The 20,342-nt window shown below is 65.4% G+C and carries 22 protein-coding genes; 5 read left to right on the top strand and 17 right to left on the bottom strand.

The genetic code is table 11. From position 1 onward, the window contains the following. Positions 1 to 19: 19 nt before the first annotated feature. From OHQ90_RS08015 to OHQ90_RS07960, 12 genes are all read right to left on the bottom strand, one after another. Positions 20 to 508 (bottom strand): h domain protein, encoded by a 489-nt coding sequence (locus tag OHQ90_RS08015; protein ID WP_328408720.1) that lies wholly within the window; start codon positions 506 to 508, stop codon positions 20 to 22. Then, positions 505 to 1,338: a hypothetical protein gene (locus tag OHQ90_RS08010; RefSeq protein ID WP_328408719.1), complete on the bottom strand. Its 834-nt coding sequence runs from the start codon at positions 1,336 to 1,338 to the stop codon at positions 505 to 507. The genes OHQ90_RS08015 and OHQ90_RS08010 overlap by 4 nt, the downstream gene beginning before the upstream one ends. After that, entirely contained in the window at positions 1,335 to 2,762 is a 1,428-nt protein-coding gene (locus OHQ90_RS08005) for an MlaD family protein (RefSeq protein WP_328408718.1), read from the bottom strand. The genes OHQ90_RS08010 and OHQ90_RS08005 overlap by 4 nt, the downstream gene beginning before the upstream one ends. Beyond that, positions 2,759 to 4,009 carry an MCE family protein gene (locus OHQ90_RS08000; RefSeq protein ID WP_442941348.1) on the bottom strand — a complete coding sequence of 417 codons (1,251 nt, stop codon included), beginning with the start codon at positions 4,007 to 4,009 and terminating at the stop codon, positions 2,759 to 2,761. Before OHQ90_RS08000 ends, OHQ90_RS08005 begins: the two co-directional genes overlap by 4 nt. Continuing rightward, complete coding sequence (locus tag OHQ90_RS07995) at positions 4,006 to 5,268, bottom strand: MCE family protein (protein ID WP_442941347.1); 1,263 nt, start codon at positions 5,266 to 5,268, stop codon at positions 4,006 to 4,008. The genes OHQ90_RS08000 and OHQ90_RS07995 overlap by 4 nt, the downstream gene beginning before the upstream one ends. Next, on the bottom strand, positions 5,265 to 6,329 hold the full coding sequence (locus OHQ90_RS07990) for an MCE family protein (RefSeq protein ID WP_328408716.1): 1,065 nt from the start codon (positions 6,327 to 6,329) through the stop codon (positions 5,265 to 5,267). Before OHQ90_RS07990 ends, OHQ90_RS07995 begins: the two co-directional genes overlap by 4 nt. After that, entirely contained in the window at positions 6,326 to 7,354 is a 1,029-nt protein-coding gene (locus tag OHQ90_RS07985) for an MCE family protein (RefSeq protein WP_328408714.1), read from the bottom strand. Before OHQ90_RS07985 ends, OHQ90_RS07990 begins: the two co-directional genes overlap by 4 nt. Continuing rightward, a complete protein-coding gene (locus OHQ90_RS07980) occupies positions 7,351 to 8,571 on the bottom strand; it encodes an MCE family protein (protein WP_411997502.1) in 1,221 nt (406 codons plus the stop codon). Before OHQ90_RS07980 ends, OHQ90_RS07985 begins: the two co-directional genes overlap by 4 nt. Before the next feature lie 6 nt (positions 8,572 to 8,577). After that, positions 8,578 to 9,429 carry an MlaE family ABC transporter permease gene (locus OHQ90_RS07975; protein ID WP_328408712.1) on the bottom strand — a complete coding sequence of 284 codons (852 nt, stop codon included), beginning with the start codon at positions 9,427 to 9,429 and terminating at the stop codon, positions 8,578 to 8,580. Between the two features lie 4 nt (positions 9,430 to 9,433). Further along, positions 9,434 to 10,198, bottom strand: coding sequence for an MlaE family ABC transporter permease (locus tag OHQ90_RS07970; RefSeq protein WP_328408710.1), 765 nt, complete (start codon positions 10,196 to 10,198; stop codon positions 9,434 to 9,436). Positions 10,199 to 10,499: 301 nt separating this feature from the next. Further along, positions 10,500 to 11,399 carry a 3-oxoacyl-ACP reductase gene (locus tag OHQ90_RS07965; protein ID WP_328412687.1) on the bottom strand — a complete coding sequence of 300 codons (900 nt, stop codon included), beginning with the start codon at positions 11,397 to 11,399 and terminating at the stop codon, positions 10,500 to 10,502. Between the two features lie 141 nt (positions 11,400 to 11,540). After that, positions 11,541 to 11,729 (bottom strand): ferredoxin, encoded by a 189-nt coding sequence (locus OHQ90_RS07960; RefSeq protein WP_328408708.1) that lies wholly within the window; start codon positions 11,727 to 11,729, stop codon positions 11,541 to 11,543. Between the two features lie 156 nt (positions 11,730 to 11,885). Here OHQ90_RS07960 and OHQ90_RS07955 point away from each other — a divergent pair, with 156 nt between their 5' ends. Both OHQ90_RS07955 and OHQ90_RS07950 read left to right on the top strand, forming a co-directional pair. Continuing rightward, a complete protein-coding gene (locus OHQ90_RS07955; RefSeq protein WP_328408706.1) occupies positions 11,886 to 13,079 on the top strand; it encodes an acyl-CoA dehydrogenase family protein in 1,194 nt (397 codons plus the stop codon). Positions 13,080 to 13,108: 29 nt separating this feature from the next. Next, complete coding sequence (locus tag OHQ90_RS07950) at positions 13,109 to 14,218, top strand: acyl-CoA dehydrogenase family protein (RefSeq protein ID WP_328408704.1); 1,110 nt, start codon at positions 13,109 to 13,111, stop codon at positions 14,216 to 14,218. A 147-nt stretch (positions 14,219 to 14,365) separates the two neighbouring features. Here the strand turns inward: OHQ90_RS07950 and OHQ90_RS07945 are convergent, their stop codons facing one another. Next, a complete protein-coding gene (locus OHQ90_RS07945) occupies positions 14,366 to 14,575 on the bottom strand; it encodes a DUF397 domain-containing protein (RefSeq protein ID WP_328408703.1) in 210 nt (69 codons plus the stop codon). Beyond that, on the bottom strand, positions 14,565 to 14,849 hold the full coding sequence (locus OHQ90_RS39345) for a Scr1 family TA system antitoxin-like transcriptional regulator (RefSeq protein WP_442941346.1): 285 nt from the start codon (positions 14,847 to 14,849) through the stop codon (positions 14,565 to 14,567). The genes OHQ90_RS07945 and OHQ90_RS39345 overlap by 11 nt, the downstream gene beginning before the upstream one ends. 111 nt (positions 14,850 to 14,960) lie before the next feature. On the opposite strand from OHQ90_RS39345, the gene OHQ90_RS07940 reads away from it, so the two are divergent. Together OHQ90_RS07940 and OHQ90_RS07935 are read left to right on the top strand one after the other, a co-directional pair. Then, positions 14,961 to 15,221 carry an AbrB/MazE/SpoVT family DNA-binding domain-containing protein gene (locus tag OHQ90_RS07940; RefSeq protein WP_328408702.1) on the top strand — a complete coding sequence of 87 codons (261 nt, stop codon included), beginning with the start codon at positions 14,961 to 14,963 and terminating at the stop codon, positions 15,219 to 15,221. Between the two features lie 58 nt (positions 15,222 to 15,279). Then, a complete protein-coding gene (locus OHQ90_RS07935) occupies positions 15,280 to 15,546 on the top strand; it encodes a hypothetical protein (protein ID WP_328408701.1) in 267 nt (88 codons plus the stop codon). Positions 15,547 to 15,660: 114 nt separating this feature from the next. On the opposite strand, the gene OHQ90_RS07930 is transcribed toward OHQ90_RS07935, so the two are convergent. Then, positions 15,661 to 16,332: a TetR/AcrR family transcriptional regulator gene (locus OHQ90_RS07930; protein WP_328408700.1), complete on the bottom strand. Its 672-nt coding sequence runs from the start codon at positions 16,330 to 16,332 to the stop codon at positions 15,661 to 15,663. 100 nt (positions 16,333 to 16,432) lie between these two features. On the opposite strand from OHQ90_RS07930, the gene OHQ90_RS07925 reads away from it, so the two are divergent. Then, positions 16,433 to 17,623 (top strand): FAD-dependent oxidoreductase, encoded by a 1,191-nt coding sequence (locus OHQ90_RS07925; RefSeq protein ID WP_328408699.1) that lies wholly within the window; start codon positions 16,433 to 16,435, stop codon positions 17,621 to 17,623. Between the two features lie 61 nt (positions 17,624 to 17,684). Here OHQ90_RS07925 and OHQ90_RS07920 read toward each other — a convergent pair whose 3' ends face one another. Both OHQ90_RS07920 and OHQ90_RS07915 read right to left on the bottom strand, forming a co-directional pair. Further along, a complete protein-coding gene (locus OHQ90_RS07920) occupies positions 17,685 to 18,515 on the bottom strand; it encodes a thioesterase family protein (RefSeq protein WP_328408697.1) in 831 nt (276 codons plus the stop codon). Positions 18,516 to 18,644: 129 nt separating this feature from the next. Further along, positions 18,645 to 20,294: an acyl-CoA synthetase gene (locus tag OHQ90_RS07915; protein ID WP_328412685.1), complete on the bottom strand. Its 1,650-nt coding sequence runs from the start codon at positions 20,292 to 20,294 to the stop codon at positions 18,645 to 18,647. Between the last annotated feature and the right edge of the window lie 48 nt (positions 20,295 to 20,342).

The raw sequence follows: 20,342 nt of genomic DNA, 5'->3' as shown, positions 1-20,342 counted from the left end.
AACAGGGTGGTGCACCGGCTCAGATCGGCGTGACCTGCGAAACCAGCCAGTGGTCGTCGCTCTTGTCCAGGGTGACCCGGACCCGGCTGCCGGTGGAAGTGCCCTGCGGGGATTCCTGACTGGTGGTGACCTGGTTGAGGAAGATCAGGACAACCGCACGCGAGCGATCGGCCGAAACCACGCCGCGCGCCTCGGTGGTCGCCTTGACGCTGAGCTGTTTCTCCTTGGCACCCGGCGCGATGGCCTGCTTGATCAATTTCAGGTAGTCGTCGCGGAAGCTCGCCGAGAGCTGATCGGCCGCCTTCGGCAGCTCGGTGTCCACGGTCTTGTAGTCGTAGGTGAACATCGCCGACACCGTGCGGTCGGCCGCGTCGACCGCTTCGGTGCGTGACTGCTCCGATCGCCGATCATCCCAGTACCGATACCCGTTGATACCGGCCACGATTCCCGCCACGACCACGATCACGGCCGTGACGAGCAGCAGGATCTTGCCTCGTAGTCCACTCATCCCACGAACTCCACGTTGGACGCGGACAGCCCGGAATCGTTGCGGGTCACGGTGACCCGGAACCGGTAGAACCGCGTCTGCGGCTCGGCCTGACCCGCGTTGGTCAGTGTCTGTTTTGCGGCGACGAGGATCTTTGCCGAGCCCTCGTCGTCGCTCTCGACCGCGGCCTCCACGATCTCGCCGTTGGAGACGACCTTGGCCTCCTTGACGATGTTGAGGAACGGGTCGACCCGACCGTCGAATTCGGTCTTGAACTGGCCGGAGGCGACCGAAAGGATCCGGTCGATGTCCTCCTTGGCGGAATCGGCCCTGATGGTGGTGAGGTTGAGGATCGCCTGCCTGGCGGTCTGGGTGTACTCGGTGCGGCGGGCATCGCGGTCGTCGACCGACTTCATCGCCATGACCGACCAGCCCGCGCCGATCACCGCGGCGACGGCCAGCAGTGCGCACGCGGCCGCGGCCAGGATGCGGGTGCGTCCCCCGCCTTCCTTCGTTTCCTCGGCCTGCCCGGAGTCGCCGGGCTCGTCGGCGTCCTTCGCGGTTTCCGCCCGTGATTTGCCGAGGTCGACCCGGCTGCCATCGACAGGCGTCGGCTCGGCGTCCGGCACACTCGAGGCGGCCGACGTCGCGGCGGCACCAGCAGTCACGGTGTCCTCGGGTCCGGCCGCGGCGCCGAGCGCCACTGCGCGAGCCGAGAAGCCCTTCGCGACCCCGGACATCGAGTCCGCGGCAGCCGCGGACTCGCCCGTCCCGGCCTCCTCGACCGGAGGCCCCGCCGAACGCACCGCGCGTCGCCGCGCGCGGTGAGCATCTTCGTTGATCTCACTCATCGTTGCTGCTCCTCAAGCATTGCCTGCCAGCTCGACGGTACCGTGCCCGATCCGCCCCGCCCGACGTCGCCTTGTCGGTAGGTGCGTCCGTCCGTACCGATGTATACGCCGGTGCCGGGGTCGTAGGGCTTAGCGGCCGCCGGCGTGCCGCCACCGTAGCTCGCGGGGGCGACGGGCACTGCGGCAGGCGCGATGGGCGCGCTCGCGGGAGCCACCGGCTGCACCGGACCGAACGGCGGGTTGTTCCCCTCCGGCACATACCCGGTGCGGCACAGCTCCGGAGTCGGAGCGCGCACACCCGGCACCTCCATGCAGGGTGTATTGCGGATGCCGCGCACCTCGATGGGCGAATCCTGCGGCACCTTGCAGTACAGGCCGGGCGGGGTGCCGATCGAGTCCAGCTCACTCGGCGAGCGGCGCTGATCCGCGGGCAGGAACCCGGTGGTGCACGCGGGCGGATCGTTGACAACAGCCATGAAGTCGACCATCACGCCGTATTCCATCGGTCCACGGATGATCGTCTCCAGTGCCGCGATCAACGGCGGGAAAACCACCAGAAGTTGTTCCAGCCCAGCGTGATACGTGACTGCGACCTGCCCGACACTGACCAGATTCCGCAACAACAACGGCAGCGTCGGTCGCAGGTCGTTGAACTGTGCGCTGACCCGTTGCATCGCGGCGGGACCGTCGCGCAGCAGATTGCGCAGCGCGGGATCGTGGGCGCGCAGTTGGTCGGTCACCGTGGCCAGATCGCGTGTCCATGAACGGATGGCCGCATCCGATTGAATTTGGGTGTCCAGCAGCGGCCCGATCTGATCAAGCAGCTTCTTGGTCGGATCCGCACTGTTCTGCGCCTCCTGCACCAGCAGGGCCGCCGAATCGATGAACCGCTGCAGATCGGGGCCCGCACCGTTGAAAGCTTGGAATGCCTCGTCGATCACCTGACGCAGCCTGGTGTCGGCGACGCTGGACAGCAGCCGGTCGGTCTGGTCCAGCAGCGATCCCACATCCTGTGGCAGCTTGGTGCGATCCACCGGAATCACCGAGCCGGCGGCCAGGTTGCCGCCCTTGGGCTGCTCGACGGGCACCAGATCGACGTACTGCTCACCGATCGCGGAAACGCTGCGGATCCAGGCGTCCACATCGGACGGGATCTTGTAATCGCTGTCGATGGACAGTTCGGCCTCGACACCGTCCTCGGTGAGCCGAACTTCCTTGACCACACCGACATTCGTGCCGCGATACGCGACGTTCGCCGTTTGGTAGAGGCCGCCGGTCGCATCGAGGCGGACGATCACGTCGTAGCGTCCGATGCCGAACATCGCGGGCAGCTGGACGTACATACCGCCCATCACCACCAGGCCGATCACCGTGAGCACGGCGAAGATCGACAGCTGGATGCGAACGAATCGGGTGAGCGTCATCGCCCCGGACCCCCTTGTGGCGCAGTGGCTCCCGGCAACGGCACGGTCAGTCCTGGAATGGCGGGCAGCCCCGGTATCGGCGGCAGACCAGGGATGGTCGGCGTCGGCCGGCCTTGGGTGGGCGGCGGTTGCAGTGGCCCGGTCGCCGGGTTCCCGTTCTGAGTGGCCGTATCGGGCGCGAAGCCGCCGAGGACACCTTCGACGCCGCCGAACCGGCCGCCGAGCGGTGTTCCGGTGAGCCAGTTGGTATCCAGCCGTTTCGCGGTCATATCTATGGTGATGTACAGGTTGAGGTAGTCACCCTTGATCGCGTTGTCGAGGTTCTTCATCGGGAACGGGAACGTGAGCAGGATCTTGAGCGACTCGATGAGATTGTCGCCGGTGTCGGCGAGTGTCTGCAGCAGCGGCGCGAGGCTGCGCAGATTCGACTTCAGGTTCTCACCGCCCGCCGCGACGATCCGCTGCGTGACATCGCTCAGCTCACCGAGCGCGGTGATCGCGGCGGTGATATTCGCGGTGCGATCGGCGAGCACGGTGAGCGCGGGGTGGATCTGCTCGATGCCGGCGGCCAGCACATCACGCTGCTGGACGAGTTGGCCGCCGAGGCGATCCAATCCGCTCATGGCCCTGATGATGTCGTTGCGCTGCGCGTCGAGATTGGTAGTGAGTTCGGCCAGCTGCGGCAGCAGATCACGGATGTCGTTCTCGCGACCGTGCAACGCGGCGTTGAGCTCGCGGGTGATCGTCTCCAGCTGCGAAATGCCACCGCCGTTGAGCACCACCGACAGCGACGAAAGCACCTGTTCGGTGGTCGGGTAAATGCCGGCGCGGTCCAGCGGAATGAGGTCACCGGCGCGCAGTTGCCCCTGCGGTGCGACATCGGTCGGCGGGGCCAGCTCGAGATGGTTGCTGCCGAGCAGGCTGGTCTGACCGATCTTCGCGACCGCGTTGGCCGGAAGCTTCACATCGGGATTGATCGAAACGGTGACCAGCGCATGCCAGCCCTCCACCTCGATCTTGGTCACCGTCCCGACCGTCACGTCGTCGACGCGCACCGGTGAATTCCTGGTCAGCGTTGTCACATTCGGCATCTGGATGCGCACCGCGTAGGAGCCCTTCTCGGTCCCCTGGGTGCCGGGCATCGGCAGCGAATTCAGACCGTCCCACTGGCAGCCGGAGACGCCGAGCGTCACCGCGATGCCAATGGCGAGGGCACCTATCCTGCGCATCGAACGCGGTCGCATCATCGCCCTCCTCCCGGAATGGCCAGTCCTTCTAGCCCACTCGGCACGGTTACCGGCGCCTGCTGCGGTGCCGTCGATGGTGCCCGCGCCGCCAGGCTCGGCGGGCTGTACACCAACTGGTTGGGGAACGCGGTCACGCTGGAGGCCGGATTCAGCAGTATCGGCGCGTAATTCATGGCCAGCGAGCTGATCACGGGTGCAAGGTACTGGGCACACAGATCGGCGGAGCGGTTGGAATCATTGGCCTCCAGCGCCCGGATCGATCCGCACAGGAAGCTGAGCGGATCCGCGGTGTTGTTCAGTGCGACCGCACCGCTGACCGTACCGGTCGCCGGCTTGTAGATCTGATAGAAGTTCACCAGTGCCGTCGGTCCCGCATGCAACACCCGCTCCAGTTCCGGCTGCTTGTCCACCAGTATCTGCGTGACGTCGGCCAGCCGCTGCACGCCCTCGGTGAGTTCGGCGCCGCTGCCCTCCAGGAATCGCTTCACATCGGCCAGGGCCACATCCAGATTGTCCAGTCCGGCACCGAGATCCGTGGAGACACCGGCCAGCACCGAGGACACCGAGGCGAGCCTGCCGCCGAATTGCACGATCTGTTCGTTGCTCGACGACAGCACCTCGACGAACTTCTGCAGATTCCGGATAGTGCCGAAAAGGTCGGTGCGGCCGTCGGACAGCGTGCTCAAGGTCGCCGACAGCTCCCGCAACGTGTCGCGCAGCTTCTGACCGTTGCCGTCCAAATTATCGGCCGCAGTGTTGATGAAGCGCCCGAACGAACCCTGCGTGTCGTCGCCCACCGGGCCGAGAGTCGTTGCCAGCTTGGACAGCTCGGCCTTGATGTCGTCCCACTCGACGGGCACCGCGGTGCGATCGAGCCCGATCTCCGCGCCGTCGCCCAGCTTCGGGCCACCGGTGTAGGCGGGTGCGAGCTGAATGAACCTGGCCGAAACCAACGACGGCGAAATGATCACCGCGCGGGCGTCGGCGGGAATGTCGACCCCGCGATCGATGGTCATCCGCACCTTCACCCGGTCGCGGCCGGGGTCGATCGCATCGATGCTGCCGACCTTGACGCCGAGCACCCGCACATCGTCACCCGCGTACAAACCCGTCGTGGACGGGAAGTACGCGGTGATCGTGGTCTTCCCGATCCGGAGGATGCCGCTGTACGCGCCGGTCAGCACCAGGGCGGCGACCAGCACTCCCGCGATGACCAGCATCCAGCGCGGCAGCTTCCGAACAGTGGTCAGCATGCTCATCGCGGCGGCTCCTGGACTGCGGGCCCGATCGAGGGTCCCGGGTTCGTGAAGATATTGCGCAGGTCCTCCGGGAGATGCTGCGGCCATACCAGGGCATCGACGAGCGGCTGCAGTTCGGTGCTCGACGCGTTCACCACGTAGGCGTTGAACCAGGGTCCGTTGCCGACCTGTTCACCGAGCGCCGCCGAATATGGTCCGAGTCCATCGAGCGCTTCGCTGAGGTTCTGCTTATTGCGCTGCAGCAGCGCGAGCACCGAATTCAACTTGTCCAGTGCCGGTTTCAGCTGCGCCTCGTTATCGGCGACAAGTCCGGACAGCTGCTGGGACACACCGTTGACGTACACGATCAACTGCGCGATCGCGCCGCGGCGTCGATCCAGCTCGCCGAGCAGGTCGTTGCCGTCCAACAGCAGTGCGTTGATCTGGTTGCTCCGGTCGGCGAGGATCTTCGTGACGCTCTGCGCACGGGTCAGCAGCTCCGAGAGCGCCTGATCGCGGGCATTGATGCTGCGCGACAACGCGGTCACCCCGTCCAGCGCGGAACGCAGCGGCGCGGGGGTGTCGGCGAAAGTCGCCGACAGTGCGTCGAGGGTCTTGTCGACCTGATCCATATCCAGCCCCTGCACCGTGCGGCCGAGGTCGCCGAGCGCGTCGTTGAGCGAATACGGAGAGGTGGTGCGCTCCAGCGGAATCGTGTCGTCGGCACGCAATGCGCCCGAACCCTCCGGTGTCACCTCCAGCGACTTGCGGCCGAGCACGGTGTTCGTCTTGACCGCGGCAGAGGTCTTCTGTCCCAACACGATCGACTCGTCGAGGGTGAACCGGACCAGCACCTTGGCCCCGTCCAGATGGACATCCTCCACCCGGCCCGAGCGCACCCCGGCGACCTGCACCGGGTCGCCGGGCACCAAACCACCCGCGTCGGCGAAGTACGCCGTGAAGGTGGCGCCACCGCGGATGAACGGCAGCCGGTCGAATTGCAGTGCCGACAGTGCCACCGCGATCGCGACGACAATGCCGACGACGCCGATGGTGATGACTGGTGATCGCTTCTCGTTCATTTGTTCGGCGCACACCTTCCGGTCGTCTGCTCCCCGGGCAGGTTGACCTGTAACACCTTGCCGTCGGGGCCATCCACGAGCATGTTCGTGCCGCAGATGTAGAGCTGCAGGAACGAGCCGTAGGCGCCGATGCGGATCAGCTGCTTATAGGTGGCGGGCAGGCGTTCGAGCACCCACTGCACGGTGTCGGAACCACCGTCGAGATTGGTGGCCAGGCGCCCGGTCTGCTCGATGGTCGCGCGCAGATCAGGACGCGCCTGACCGAGCAGATCGGTGAGATCGCGTGTGGCTCCGGCGATTCGGGGCAGTGCGTCACCGATCGGATCCCGTTGGGCGGCCAAACCGCTGACCAGGCGCTGCAATTCGTCGAGTGTGGTGGCGAACTGGTCGCCGCGCTGGTCGATGGTCTCCAACACCGTGTTCAGATTGTTGATCACACTGCCGATCAACGCATCGCGGTCGGCGAGGGTCTTGGCGAACGAGCCGCCGCTGTTCAACAGCTGCACCAGCGTGCCACCCTGGCCCTGGAAGATCTGCAGCAGTGCGTTGGTCAGATCGTTGACCTGCCCGGGATCGAGGCCACGGATGAGCGGCTTGAAGCCACCGAGCAGCATGTCCAAGTCGAGCGCGGGCGCGGTCTGCTCCTTGCCGATGGTGCCGCCGTCGGCGAGCACATGCGTCGAGCCGGGTCCTTCGAGCAGTTCCATATACCGGTCGCCGACCAGGTTTTCGTACTTGATCGTCGCGCGTGTGCTCGCGAGCAACCGGTAGTTGCGGTCGACATCGAACTCGACGTGCGCCAGATGGTCCTTGCCCACCTTGATCGAGGTGACCGTGCCGACCGGCACGCCGGCGATGCGCACCTTCGAGCCGGGCAGCATCCCCGACGAGCTGGTGAACACCGCGTGGTATCCGTACTCCCTCGCGAAACGCACCTGGCTGAACACGATCGCGAGCCCGGCGAAGACCAGCGTCATCACCAGGGTGAAGATGGCCAACTTGATTGCTGTTCCAGTATTTTTCACGGCGTGGGCACCCCCGGCAGCCCGGCGAACAACAGCTGGAACACCCTGGGCGCCTCGTTCAATCGCGGCGATCCCGTGTTCGGCTGGTACACCGTGCCCTGGCTGGTATCGGTCACGACATAGTCGGCGTGGCTGCCGGGCACTCGGTTCACGACGCCTTCGCAGTGCGGACCGCCGGTGGCGTTCACCTTCGGCAGATCATCCGGATAGGTATAGGGCTTGGCGCCGAACATGAAGTTGGTGTTCATCCCGATGCCTGGCTTTATGCCGCCGAACATGGCCTCGGCCGTCGGCATCAGCGGACCGATGCCATTGATGACGCAGCCGAGCGCGGGCGCGTACTCCCTCAGCAGACTGGTCGTGGGCTGCAGCAGATCCAGCGCGGTGACGAGCTGATTCTCGTTCTCCCGCAACACCGAGCCGGTGGTGTCGGCCAGGCCGATGAGGTTCACCAGCACGTTGTCCAGGCCGCTCTGCTCGTCGACGAAGGTGTTGCTCGTCGTGATGAGATTGTTCACGGTGCGCAGGAGGTCGGGAACGGTGTCGGCGTAGAGCTCGGTGACATCGGCCGTCTTGATCAGATCCTGTTGCAGGGTGGGCAGATACGGGTTGATGTCCTTCAGGTACGCGTCGCTGCGTGCAAGTAGCTCACCCAGCTTCTGACCCCGCCCCTGCAGCGCGGTGCCGAGCGCGGTCATCGTCGCGTTCAGTTTCTCCGGCTCGATCTTGCCGAGCAGGTCCGACAGATGCTGGAACAAGGTGTTGAATTCGACGGTCACCGCCGCGGCGGTCACGGTCGCGCCGGGCTGCAGTGACGTCGACGAGGGCTGCTGCGGCACGGTGAAGTTGATGTACTTCGCGCCGAATACGGTGGTGGAACGGATGTCGACGCCCGCATTCGACGGAACCAGTTTCAGCAGTTCTGGATCCAGCGCGAGCTTCAGCTTCGCACCGTCGCCGGTCTGGTTGATCGCCGAAACACGGCCGATCTCCACCCCACGCACCTTCACCTTGGCGTCGGGGTCCAGGACCAGGCCGCTGCGCGGTGCGTCGACCGTGACGGTGACCGTCTTGGTGAAGCCGCCGACGAACATGATCATTGCGACGGCGGCGATGGCGACCAGGGTGAGCACCATCGCGGCGCCCGCCAGTTTCAGTCCGAGCCCACCGCGCATGGCTGCTGCCAGGCCGCGTTCTGCTTGCTTCGATTGCGCCATACCGCTTTACCCGGAGAGATGGAAGTTGCCGGAGGTGCCATAGATGGCCAGCGAGATCAGCAGTGTCACCGTGACCACCGCGACCAACGAGGCCCGCACCGCATTACCTACCGCGATTCCCACACCAACCGGCCCGCCCGCGGCGTGATAGCCGTAGTAGGTGTGAATCATCATGACCGCCAAGGCCATGAAGATCGCCTGCGCGAACGACCAGAGGATGTCGCTGGGAATCAGGAACGTCGAGAAGTAGTGGTCGTACACGCCCGCGGATTGCCCGTAGATGACCACCGTCGCGAACCGGCTCGCGATGAACGAACAGATGACCGCCAGCGCGTACAGCGGCACGATCGCGATCATCCCGGCCAGCACTCTGGTGCCGACCAGGTAGGGCACCGGCCGGATCGCCATCGATTCCAGCGCGTCGATCTCCTCGGCCACCCGCATCGCACCCAACTGCGCGGTCGAGCCCGCACCGATGGTTGCGGCGAGGCCGATGCCCGAAATCACCGGCGCCGCAATGCGTACGTTGATGAACGCCGCGAAGAATCCGGTCAGTGCTTCGACACCGATATTGCCCAGCGAGCTGTAACCCTGAACGGCAATGGTGCCGCCGGTGAACAGGGTGAGAAATCCGACGATGACAACGGTGCCGCCGATAACAGCCAAAGCACCTGTGCCCATGCTGATCTCGGCGATCAATCGGATCGTTTCGGTCCGATAATGCACCAGCGCACGCGGGATGGATCCCAGCGTCTGCGCATAGAACACCGCATGCTTGCCCATCGAATCGAGTGAGCCGGAAACTCGACGCACTCGCCGCACCGTACGCGGGAACCGGGATTCGATCACGAATGCCATGTGATCACCGCGCCGAGAACTTGATACCGACGGCGGTGACCACGACATTCACCACGAACAGGGCCATAAAGGCGAAGACGACGGTCTGATTCACCGCATCACCGACACTCTTGGGACCACCTTTGACATTCAGGCCCAGATAACACGCCACCAGCCCGGCGATCAGTCCGAACAAGCCGGCCTTCACCTCGGAGATGATCAGTTCGGGCAGATGGGTGAGCAGCGTGATGCCGTTGACGAAAGCGCCGGGGTTCACATCCTGCAGCAACACCGAGAACAGAAAGCCGCCGACGATGCCGATGGTGCAGACCAGGCCGTTGAGCATCAGTGCGACGAAGGTCGAGGCCAGCACGCGCGGCACCACCAGTCGTTGGACCGGGTCGATGCCGAGCACGCGCATCGCGTCGATCTCTTCGCGGATCGTTCGGGCGCCGAGGTCGGCGCAGATCGCGGTGGCACCTGCGCCTGCCACGATGAGCACGGTGACGATCGGTCCCACCTGGGTGACCGCACCGAATGCCGCACCGGCGCCGCTGAGGTCGGCGGCGCCGATTTCGCGAAGCAGGATGTTCAGCGTAAAGCTGACCAGCACCGTGAACGGAATCGCGACGAGCAGCGTCGGAACGATGGAGACGCGGGCAATGAACCAGGCTTGATCAATGAATTCGCGCCCTTGGAAAGGGCGTCGAATGCTTGCGCGGGCGACGTCGGCGACCAGTTCGAAAAAACCGCCCACCGCACGCAACGGCACAGCGAGGACCTCGTTCATTCGCGATCCTCCTTGATCATCCTGCTTGCACAGCTCACAGCGTGATGCCCCCTCGAGGCGTCGTTGCCTCAACGATTAGAACATGTTCATTTTGTCGTAGGAAGCTTTTCGCCAACTTTGAACTGCACTTCTCTTAGACGCGAGGATCTCAATTTGAAACGTGTGTCAGAAATGCATGACCTGAGCCTTGTGAGCCGTGGCACACCCTTGACTCCCATGTCTACCAAGCGCCAGGCCGGCGATCAACAGTTGGTCACATGATCAGCATGTCGACCGATGGCACCCGCCATCAGCGAGCGAATCAGCCGAGATCGAGTAATGAGGATGCGGAAAATGTACGACCTTCCGCCCGATCGGCGAAGTACCCGCCGAGCGTGGCGGCCAAATCGTTCGCTGACCATTGGTCACCTGCCGCGTCGAACCGCCGCTCGACCGTCGGCGCCGCCATCAGCGCGACCATCGGCCCGTACACCACGAAGACCTGGCCATTGACCGCGTCGGCGGCGGGCGAGGCGAGGTAGGTGACCAGTCTGGCCACATGCTCCGGCGCGAGCGGATCGACGCCACCCTCGGGCGCCGCACTGAACACGGCCTCGGTCATCGCGGTCCGCGCCCGTGGGCAGATGGCGTTGGCGCGCACGCCGAAGCGGGAGAGGCCGCGTGCGGCGGACAACGTCAGCGCAGTGATGCCCGCCTTCGCGGCCCCGTAGTTGGCCTGCCCCTCGGGCCCGAGCAGTCCCGCCTCCGACGAGGTATTGACGAGCCTGCCGTAGATCGGCGCGCCCGCTTCCTTGGATTTGGCGCGCCAATAGGCTCCCGCATTGCGGGACAACAGGAAATGGCCGCGCAGATGCACCGCGATCACCGCGTCGAAGTCCTCGTCGGACATGTTGAACAGCATCCGGTCGCGGGTGATGCCCGCATTGTTGACCACGATGTCGACACCGCCGAACGCCTCGTCCGCGGTACGGATGAGCGCATCGGCCGTCGAACGCTCGGCAATGCTGCCCGCGACGAACTCCGCCTTGGCGCCGAGCGCCCTGATCTCGGCGAGGGTGTCGGCGACCGCGTCCGACTCCGACAGGTCGTTGACCACCACCGACGCGCCCGCGGCAGCCAGGGCGAGCGCCTCGGCCCGACCCAGCCCCGCGCCGGACCCGGTCACGATCGCCACCCGCCCGGCGAGGTCTGTGTTGCCCATCACTTCTTCATCGCTCACGGCTGCACCTCGCTAGCGCTCGGCTCCGCCGTGCGCGACGCGCACCCTGTGTTCTTGGTTCGCTCGCTGCGCTCACTCACGGGCCGACTCTAGAACGTGTTCCTATCTAGAGCAAGGACCGGGTTACTCCAACCGCAGCGCAGCCTTCGGACACTGCGCCACCGCATCCTCCACATCGGCGAGCCGGTCGGCGGGTACCTCCGCCGCCACGATGTGCAGCACGTCCTCGTCGTCGAGTTCAAAGACGTCGGGGGCGATTCCGACACAGATTCCGTTCGCCTCGCACTGGTCCAGATCGACACTGACCTTCATGGCAACTCCTTTGACAAGACTGTGATCGAAGCCTAACAACCCGAGGTGACGGCGTGTGCCGTCATCAACCGGATTCACCCTCAATACTGGAACATGTTTCAGTTCATATGCAATGATCGGTTGAACCCAATCGAACGAAGGCATGAGGTATTTGCCATGCGCATTGCGTACACGCCGCAGCAGGAACAGCTCCGCGAGGAACTGCGCGACTACTTCGCGCGGCTGATCACCCCGGAGCGCCGTGCGGCGCTGAGCTCGCAGACCGGCGAGTACGGGCAGGGCAACGTGTACCGCGAGGTCGTGCAGGAAATGGGCCGCGACGGCTGGCTGACCCTGGCTTGGCCGAAGGAGTTCGGCGGCCAGGACCGGCCGACGATGGACCAGCTGATCTTCACCGACGAGGCGGCCATCGCGGGCGCGCCGGTGCCGTTCCTGACCATCAACTCGGTCGCGCCGACGATCATGCACTACGGCAGCGAGGAGCAGAAGAAGTTCTTCCTGCCCAAGATCGCGGCGGGCGAACTGCACTTCGCTATCGGCTACTCCGAGCCGGGCGCGGGCACCGACCTGGCCAGCCTGCGCACCTCCGCGGTGCGCGACGGCGACGACTATGTGATCAACGGCCAGAAGATGTGGACCAGCCTGATCGCCTATGCCGATTACATCTGGCTCGCTGTGCGCACCGACCCGACCGCCAAGAAGCACAAGGGCATCAGCATGCTCATCGTGCCGACCACGGCCGAGGGCTTCTCCTGGACACCGGTGCACACCATGGCGGGCCCGGATACCAGCGCCACGTATTACCAGGACGTCCGCGTCCCCGCCAGCTCGCTGGTCGGCCAGGAGAACGGCGGCTGGGCGCTGATCACCAACCAGCTCAACCACGAGCGGGTGGCACTCACCTCGGCAGGACCGCTCGGCCTCGCGCTGAGCCAGACCGTGGAGTGGGCACGCAACACCAAATCGGCCGACGGCCAGCGGGTGATCGACAAGGAGTGGGTGCAGCTCAACCTCGCCAGAGTGCACGCCAAAGTCGAGTACCTGAAGCTGATGAACTGGGAGATCGCCAGCCGCGCCGATGCGGGCGGCGACGCCGCGCCACGTCCGTGGGATGCCTCCACCTGCAAGGTGTACGGCACCGAACTGGCCACCGAGGCCTACCGGCTGCTGATGGAGATCCTCGGCCCGCAGGCCTACCTGCGGCAGGACTCCCCCGGCTCGGTGCTGCGCGGGCGACTCGAGCGGATGCACAGGGCCGCGCTGATCCTCACCTTCGGTGGCGGCACCAACGAGGTCCAGCGCGACATCATCGCCATGACCGCCCTCAAGCAGCCGGCCTCGGCGCGCTGAGCGAGACTTTCGAAAGTAGGTAGATCGCCATGGATTTCACCCCCACCGAGGCCCAGCTCGATCTCGCTCGATTGACCGGCGAGGTGTGCGGCAAGCTGGTCACCGCCGACCGGCTGCGCGAACTCGACAAGACAGCCGTGCGTTTCGACGAACCGCTGTGGGCCTCTCTTGCCGAAACCGGCGTGCTGGCAGCGGCGCTGCCGGAGACGGTTGGCGGCAACGACTTCGGGCCGCTGGAGCAGAGCGCCATCCTGCGTGAGCTCGGAAAGTATGTCGCCGCGGTGCCGTACCTGTGGTCGGTTGTGCTCGGTGCCGGCGCGCTGGCCGCGTTCGGCAATGACGCGCAACGCGATTGGGCCACCCAGGCCGGTGCGGGCAGCGCGATCCTCACGGCGGCACTGGCCGAAGAGCAGAACTGGGAGCCGACCAAGCCGACAACCACGGCGGTCGAGGGGGGTGGCGGCTGGCGGGTGACCGGCGCCAAGCTCGCGGTGCCGGTCGCCGCGCAGGCCGCCAGGGTCCTGGTCCCGGCAACGGTTTCCGGCCGTGCCGCGGTGTTCCTCGTCGATCCGTCCGACGCCTCGGTCCAGCTTACCGCCCAGCAGGTGACCGACCTGAGCGCCGAGTACTCGCTCGAATTCACCGACACCCCTGCCGAATTGGTCGGCACCGTCGACAACGGCGCCGAGATCCTGGACTGGCTGCTGACCAGGGCCTGGCTCGGACTGAGCTCCCAGCAACTCGGCACCGTCGAACGCGCACTGGAACTCGTCGCCGACTACGCCCGCGAGCGTGAGCAATTCGGCAAGGCGGTCGGCAGCTTCCAGGCCGTTGCGCAGCGCCTGGCCGACGGCTATATCGACGTACAGGGCCTGCGCCTGGCCGTCACCCAGGCCACCTGGCAGCTGTCGGAGAACCTGCCGAGCGCCGCGGCGGTGCACACCGCGAAGTTCTGGGCGGCCGATGCGGGCCACCGCGTCGCGCACACCGTCGTGCACGTGCACGGCGGCGTCGGCATCGACCGCGACCACATCGTGCACAACTACTTCACCGCCGCCAAGCACAACGAATTCGCACTGGGCGCGGCCACCGACCACCTCCGGGCCATCGGCTCTCTCCTCGCGGAAACTCCTGCCTGACCCAGGAACTCCGCACCCGAATCGGCCCGCCGGTCCTGCCCCGGCGGGCCGATTGCTGTGGTAACTCACTGATGACCGCGGCCCTGTCGCGATCATTTCGGCCTTATTCGTTGGACTGCCGGTTGCGATGGCGTGCGGTGTGAGCAGTCAGCGGTCGAACTCGCCGTGCGCCGCCGCGACTGTGAAGGCCGACCACTCGGCCGAAGTGAACAGCAACGCCGGGCCGGAGGGGTTCTTCGAATCACGAACGCCGACAAGGTTATTCGAGAGGAATGCGACCTCGACACAGTTCCCTACAACGCCGCTACGACTGCTCTTGAACCATTCGGCATCGGCCAGATCGATGTTAACGTGCACTCCTTCGCTGCCGAAGCAGGCTCCGGCCGGCCACCTCATCCAGAGCCTGGTGGCGAATGCTCTCGTACGCCTGATGGTAGCGCCGTACGGTATCTGGCTTCGTCAGATATAGATCGCCGGCGAAGTTCTCGACATAGACACCAGGAGGCTCGATCGGCTCCCCTTCGCTGTCGACACCGAACTCGAGATTGACGAACGGGCCAACCGCCACCCCCAACGGAAGGCCCGCGCTGAAGGGCAGGATTCGAATGCTGACGTTCGGCCGAGCATCCATATCCGCGGGTGCCCACCGCATCAACCGCCAGCGCCAGCGCCGACCCGACCGTCGATACCACGGCGCTGACCACCCTGTTCTCACTAGTATTACGTAATAGGCGTATTACAGATGCTGCCCGAGGAGGCTACTGTGCTGCTCAACAGCAAAGGCCAGGTAACGATCCCCGCCCAGCTTCGCGCCAAGCACAATCTGCGCGAGGGCGATGACGTCGAGATCGTCGAAGTCGATGGCACGCTCCGGATCGTGCGTACCGAAGGTGCCCCCACCCGAGGCCAACGCCTTGTCCGTCGGCTGCGCGGCACCGCAGCGAGCCGAGATATCGAAGGCATGAGCACCGACGAGATCATGGACCTGCTCCGTGGCGAGTAGTCCGACACCCATCGCCGGACCGGCCACCCTGATCGACTCGTGCGTCCTGCTCGATGTCATGACCAACGACGAGAAATGGGGTGCGTGGTCAGCGAATCGAATCACCGAGACCCTCGATTCCGGGCGGGTTGTCATCAACCCGATCATCTACACCGAAGTTCCGTCGGATACGACACCGTCGAAGATCTGGACGATTTGCTGCCTGCCGATGAGTTCGAGCATGAAGCACTGCCGTTCCGTGCCGGCTTTCTGGCAGGAAAGGCATTTCAGCGCTACCGCCGCAATGGTGGCGAGAAGCGGTCCCCAATGCCCGACTTCTACATAGGCGCGCACGCCGCTGTCGCCGGTTATCGACTGCTGACACGCGATACTGCCCGGTATCGGGGCTACTTCCCGACCGTAGAGCTGATCACGCCCGACCCCTGAACACGCCGCAACATCAGATGGGTCGCTGATCGACTTCGACACTGACCTCCAGTGCATGGTCGGCCGCCGTGAATTTCGTCGAGTGCCGCCCCGAACTGGCTTCGATCGGGCTCGAGGTCAGATACCGCTGCAGCGTCGGTGCGATATCCACGATGATTTGCTCTCGCGAAAGCCCCACCACCGGCGGCAGCCGCAGCACGTAGCGGCACAGGGCAAGCCCGAGCAGCTGGGTCACGATCAATCCGCCGCGGCGCTGCGCATCGGCGGGGTCGCCGAAGCGCAGCACAGCAGGCAACACCTGCTCGGCGAAGACCTGCCGGAAGCGTTCGCTCACTGCTTCGTCGGCGATGGAGGATCGCAGCAAAATCAGCAGGACCTTGTTGTCGGGCTGGTCCTCCCAGATCGCCAGAAAGCGGCGGACCAGCAACTCGCCCACAGCGTCCGGCTCCGCGGACGCCAGATCGGGCAGATTCAGTTCAACGTCGACCGCGGCGGCGAACAGACCGTCCTTGCTGCCGAAGTAGCGCATCACCATGGACGGATCGATCGCAGCGTCTGCCGCGATGGCGCGAATAGTCGCCTTGCGAAAGCCCTCCGCCGCGAAGCGGGCGCGGGCGGCTTCGAGGATCGCCGCCCGGGTGGCATCGGAGCGGCGCGCAGGCTGTTGATCTGGGACGACGGCCATGCCAACAAGTGTATGCCAACAAGTGTTGACTTTCGAGAGCGGGCCGGTCTACCGTTAAGCCAACAAGCGTTGGCCCACAGATGTTGACCAAGGAGTTCCGATGAGCACCACCCCGAGCAACGAACTGCCGGACACCACCTCTGTGGTGATCGTCGGCGCCGGGCCCGCCGGACTGACCGCCGCGGTCACGCTGGCCGACGCCGGCATCGACTTCGTGCTGCTGGACCGGCTCGCCGAGGGCGCCAACACCTCTCGCGCCGCCGTGGTGCACGCACGGACCCTCGAGGTACTGCGCGAGCTCAGCATTGCCGATGAACTCATCGCACGCGGCATCGTGGTACCCACCTTCACCGTGCACGACGGCGGGCGGACGCTGGCCACCGTGCGCTTCGACGGACTGCCTACCGAGTACCCCTACACCCTCATGGTTCCGCAGGACACCACCGAGACGGTGCTGCTGGACCGGCTGCGCAAGGCGGGCGGCGAGGTGCGGCGACCGTACCAGGTGACCAAGATCGCCGACGAGAACAACGGCGTCACAGTGGATTACGAAGACGGCGCGGGCGCACCGGGGACCATCAGGGCCGACTACGTGATCGGCGCCGACGGTATGCACAGCGTCGTCAGGGAGCAAGCGGGCATCGGGTTCACCGGCGACACCTACCCGGCCTCCTTCGTGCTCGCCGATGTCAGGATGGACTGGCCGATCGCACGAAACGAAGTGGCGCTGCACCTTTCACCCGAGGGCGTCACCGTCGTCGCGCCACTGCCCGACGACGCCGAACCGAACCGCTACCGGGTCGTCGCCACCCTCGACGAAGCCCCCGAACACCCGGACGCCGCCGATATCCAGTCGATCCTCGATACCCGCGGCCCCGGTGGCGCGGTGAAAGTCCGTGAGGTGCTGTGGAGCTCACGCTTCCGGGTGCACCACCGCGTCGCCGACCACTACCGCGCAGGCCGGGTGCTGCTGGCAGGCGATGCCGCGCACGTGCACAGCCCGGCGGGCGGACAGGGTATGAACACCGGTATTCAGGACGCGGCCTTCCTCGGCCCGTTGCTCGTTCGAGTCATCCAAGGCGAGCCGGCGGCCACCCTGGACGCCTACGAAGCCACCCGGCGCCCAGTGGCACTCGGCGTCGTCGCCTTCACCGACCGGATGACCAAGATGGCCACCCTGCGCCCGCGGCCTGCCCGCCTGCTCCGCAATACCGTCATGTCGCTCGTGATCCGCATCCCCGCGGTCCGCAACAAGCTGGCCTTCCAACTGGCCGAGCTCGCCAACCGCTGAGTCACCGAGACCGAAAAGATCGGCCCGCCAGGTCAACTGGCGGGCCGATCTGCTGGAATTCCTACTGGATGCCCGCTCGCGCCACGAATACAGAGCCGTCGGCGAAGTCGACCTGCCGATCGGCGTTCGACAGTGCGGTCACCATGCAGGTCCCGAACGACCCGGAGCGATCGAACAGGGTCGCACTGCCGACAGCGATCCCGTCGGCACTGATGTGACTGTCGGCCTCCAACCCGATCTCCGGCCCGATAGCGGGCCGCGCCAGCGCGAGCGTCAGATCGGTGTTGATGAACCCGATGCCCTCGCTGCCCCAGTTGGTCATCATGCTCGTCGCCTCACCGATCATCGCGGCGCCGGCGAACGGCGAAGACGTCTCCCCCTCGATCACCGACATCGGCACCTGCCAGGTGCGCTTGCGCCCGCCGTTCTGATGCTCGCCGATCCGCGACGACCAGCCATCGGGTCGACCGTCGCTGTTCCACAGCGGCGGGGTCGGTCCGTCGGCGATCGGTACCTCGGGCGGCCGCGGCCCGTCGCCCCTGGTCCAGACCTCTCCCGGCGGCTGCACCGACCGTTTCAAGAAGATCGCCGTCGCGCGAGCCACATCCGCGCCGTCCTGCATCAGCGCGGCATCGGCGACCCGGATCCGCTTCCCCTCCCTGACCAACTCGGTCACTACAGTGACCGGCTTGTTGAGCGTCGGCCGGAACAGGTCGACCGTCAACCGGGCGGGCGTGAATTCGGCCGAACAATGCTGCAGTTCCAACGCCCTCGCCAGGAGGCCACAGATCGCAGGCCCATTGATCATCGTCGACGACCACGCGCTGACAGCGAACGGCAGGGGCTCGAAGCCGTGTCCGGTCGCGGCGAAAAATGCATAGGGCGTTGCCAATTCGATCTCCTGTCTACCGCTCGCGGCTGCTGGCAGATCGCTTGAACCAACACCGCGGACGACTGCTGAAACGGCAAAGGCCGCCGCATGTCGCGGCAGCCCTCGCCGGTAGCGCCTCGCCCCTACTTCTTACTTGCTGCTCGCCTCGAGGTGATCATCGGCGGCGCGCACCTCGGTCTGCTCCTTGGCCCAGCGGTAATCCGGCTTGCCTGCGGGCGAGCGCTTGATCTCGTCGACGAACCACAGGCTGCGCGGCTGCTTGTAGGGCGCGATCTCATTGGTCAGCATGGGGCGCAGCTCTTCCAGTGACGGGCGGTTGTCGCCGCGGCACTGCACAACAGCGACGACCCGCTGACCCCAGCGCTCGTCTTCGACGCCGACCACCAGCGCGTCGAAGATCTCCGGGTGCGACTTGAGCGCACCTTCGACCTCTTCCGGGTAGATCTTCTCGCCGCCGCTGTTGATGCTCACCGAACCGCGACCGAGCATCGTCACGGTGCCGTCCTCCTCGACCCGCGCATAGTCGCCCGGGATCGAGTAGCGAACGCCGTTGATCTCCTTGAAGGTTGCCGCCGTCTTCGCCTCGTCCTTGTAGTAGCCGAGCGGAATGTGGCCGCTGCGGGCGAGAATGCCGACTACACCCGAACCGGGCTCCACCGGGTTGCCGTCCTCGCCGAGCACCACGGTGGACGCATCGATCTTCACGCGGGGCCCACCGGTGTGCGTCGCACCCTTGGTGACGATGGACAGTCCACCGAAACCGGTCTCCGAAGAGCCGATGGAGTCCGAGAGCATCCGGTTCGGTAGCAGCTCCAGGAACTGGTCCTTGAGGGCCGGGGAGAACAGCGCCGCACTGCTCGCCATCACGTAGAGCGTCGAAAGGTCATAGGGCTTACCGGTTTCCGGGTTGCCCTCGATCAACGCATCCAGCATCGGCCGTGCCATCGCGTCACCGGTGATGAAGATGAGATTGATGGCGTGGCGGTCGATGTGCTGCCACACGCCGTGCCCGCTGAACTCGGGGATCATCACGGCCTTGCCGCCGCCGAACAGGCTGTGGAAGGTGGCCCATTGCGAGCCGCCGTGGATCATCGGCGGAATCGGGAAGCGCACCATCTGCGGGTTGGCCGCGCCGACCTTGGCCAATTCCCATTCGTCGTCGACGTATTCGCCGGTGACGAAGTTGATGCCCGCACCGAGCACCCGCCAGACATCCTCCTGCCGCCACATCACGCCCTTGGGCAGGCCCGTGGTGCCGCCGGTGTAGAGCATGTAGAGGTCGTCCGGGGAGCGATCGCCGAAATTGCGCTCTCCGGAGGACTGCTCGAGCACCGTCTCGTATTCCACCGAATCCGCCGCGGTGGGGATTGTGCCGGTCGTATCGTCGTCGACGACGATGACGGTCTTCAGCAGCGGAGTGTTCGGGCGGACACCGGCCACTCTGTCGGTGAAGCGGCGCTCGTGGATCAGCGCGACCATGTCCGAGTTGTCGAAGATATGCTGTAACTCGTTCTCGACGTATCGGTAGTTCACGTTGATCATCACGGCGCGAGCCTTGAAGATCGCGACCATGGCCTCGACGGCCTCGATCGTGTTGCGCGAGTAGATGCCCACCTTGTCACCCGGTTGGACACCCTGCTCCAGCAGGTAGTTGGCCAGTTTGTTGGCCCGCTCCTCGAGCTGCGCGTAAGTCACCTCACGGCGGTCGTCGGCCAGCGCTACGCGGTCGGGCATGAGATCGATGGCGTGTTCGACCAGGTCGGCTATGTTGTAGCTCACAAACCTAAAAATAGAACGTGTTACTGTTTCTGACAAGGCTTGAAAGTC

Source organism: Nocardia sp. NBC_00403 (assembly GCF_036046055.1).
Classification (GTDB): Bacteria; Actinomycetota; Actinomycetes; order Mycobacteriales; family Mycobacteriaceae; genus Nocardia.
Note: the sequence above shows the minus strand (reverse complement) of the source record. Positions and strands in the feature narration are given on the sequence as shown.

Excerpts from the sequence above, each read along its gene's own strand:
- OHQ90_RS07970 (WP_328408710.1), bottom strand. The coding sequence starts at position 10,198 with ATGAACGAGGTCCTCGCTGTGCCGTTGCGTGCGGTGGGCGGTTTTTTC.
- OHQ90_RS07995 (WP_442941347.1), bottom strand. The coding sequence starts at position 5,268 with ATGAGCATGCTGACCACTGTTCGGAAGCTGCCGCGCTGGATGCTGGTC.
- OHQ90_RS07935 (WP_328408701.1), top strand. The coding sequence starts at position 15,280 with ATGACCAACGACGAGAAATGGGGTGCGTGGTCAGCGAATCGAATCACC.
- OHQ90_RS07980 (WP_411997502.1), bottom strand. The coding sequence starts at position 8,571 with ATGGCGCAATCGAAGCAAGCAGAACGCGGCCTGGCAGCAGCCATGCGC.
- OHQ90_RS07950 (WP_328408704.1), top strand. The coding sequence starts at position 13,109 with ATGGATTTCACCCCCACCGAGGCCCAGCTCGATCTCGCTCGATTGACC.
- OHQ90_RS39345 (WP_442941346.1), bottom strand. The coding sequence starts at position 14,849 with ATGGATGCTCGGCCGAACGTCAGCATTCGAATCCTGCCCTTCAGCGCG.
- OHQ90_RS08015 (WP_328408720.1), bottom strand. The coding sequence starts at position 508 with ATGAGTGGACTACGAGGCAAGATCCTGCTGCTCGTCACGGCCGTGATC.
- OHQ90_RS07960 (WP_328408708.1), bottom strand. The coding sequence starts at position 11,729 with ATGAAGGTCAGTGTCGATCTGGACCAGTGCGAGGCGAACGGAATCTGT.
- OHQ90_RS07925 (WP_328408699.1), top strand. The coding sequence starts at position 16,433 with ATGAGCACCACCCCGAGCAACGAACTGCCGGACACCACCTCTGTGGTG.
- OHQ90_RS08000 (WP_442941348.1), bottom strand. The coding sequence starts at position 4,009 with ATGATGCGACCGCGTTCGATGCGCAGGATAGGTGCCCTCGCCATTGGC.
- OHQ90_RS07955 (WP_328408706.1), top strand. The coding sequence starts at position 11,886 with ATGCGCATTGCGTACACGCCGCAGCAGGAACAGCTCCGCGAGGAACTG.
- OHQ90_RS07975 (WP_328408712.1), bottom strand. The coding sequence starts at position 9,429 with ATGGCATTCGTGATCGAATCCCGGTTCCCGCGTACGGTGCGGCGAGTG.
- OHQ90_RS07940 (WP_328408702.1), top strand. The coding sequence starts at position 14,961 with ATGCTGCCCGAGGAGGCTACTGTGCTGCTCAACAGCAAAGGCCAGGTA.
- OHQ90_RS07930 (WP_328408700.1), bottom strand. The coding sequence starts at position 16,332 with ATGGCCGTCGTCCCAGATCAACAGCCTGCGCGCCGCTCCGATGCCACC.
- OHQ90_RS08005 (WP_328408718.1), bottom strand. The coding sequence starts at position 2,762 with ATGACGCTCACCCGATTCGTTCGCATCCAGCTGTCGATCTTCGCCGTG.
- OHQ90_RS08010 (WP_328408719.1), bottom strand. The coding sequence starts at position 1,338 with ATGAGTGAGATCAACGAAGATGCTCACCGCGCGCGGCGACGCGCGGTG.
- OHQ90_RS07965 (WP_328412687.1), bottom strand. The coding sequence starts at position 11,399 with ATGGGCAACACAGACCTCGCCGGGCGGGTGGCGATCGTGACCGGGTCC.
- OHQ90_RS07990 (WP_328408716.1), bottom strand. The coding sequence starts at position 6,329 with ATGAACGAGAAGCGATCACCAGTCATCACCATCGGCGTCGTCGGCATT.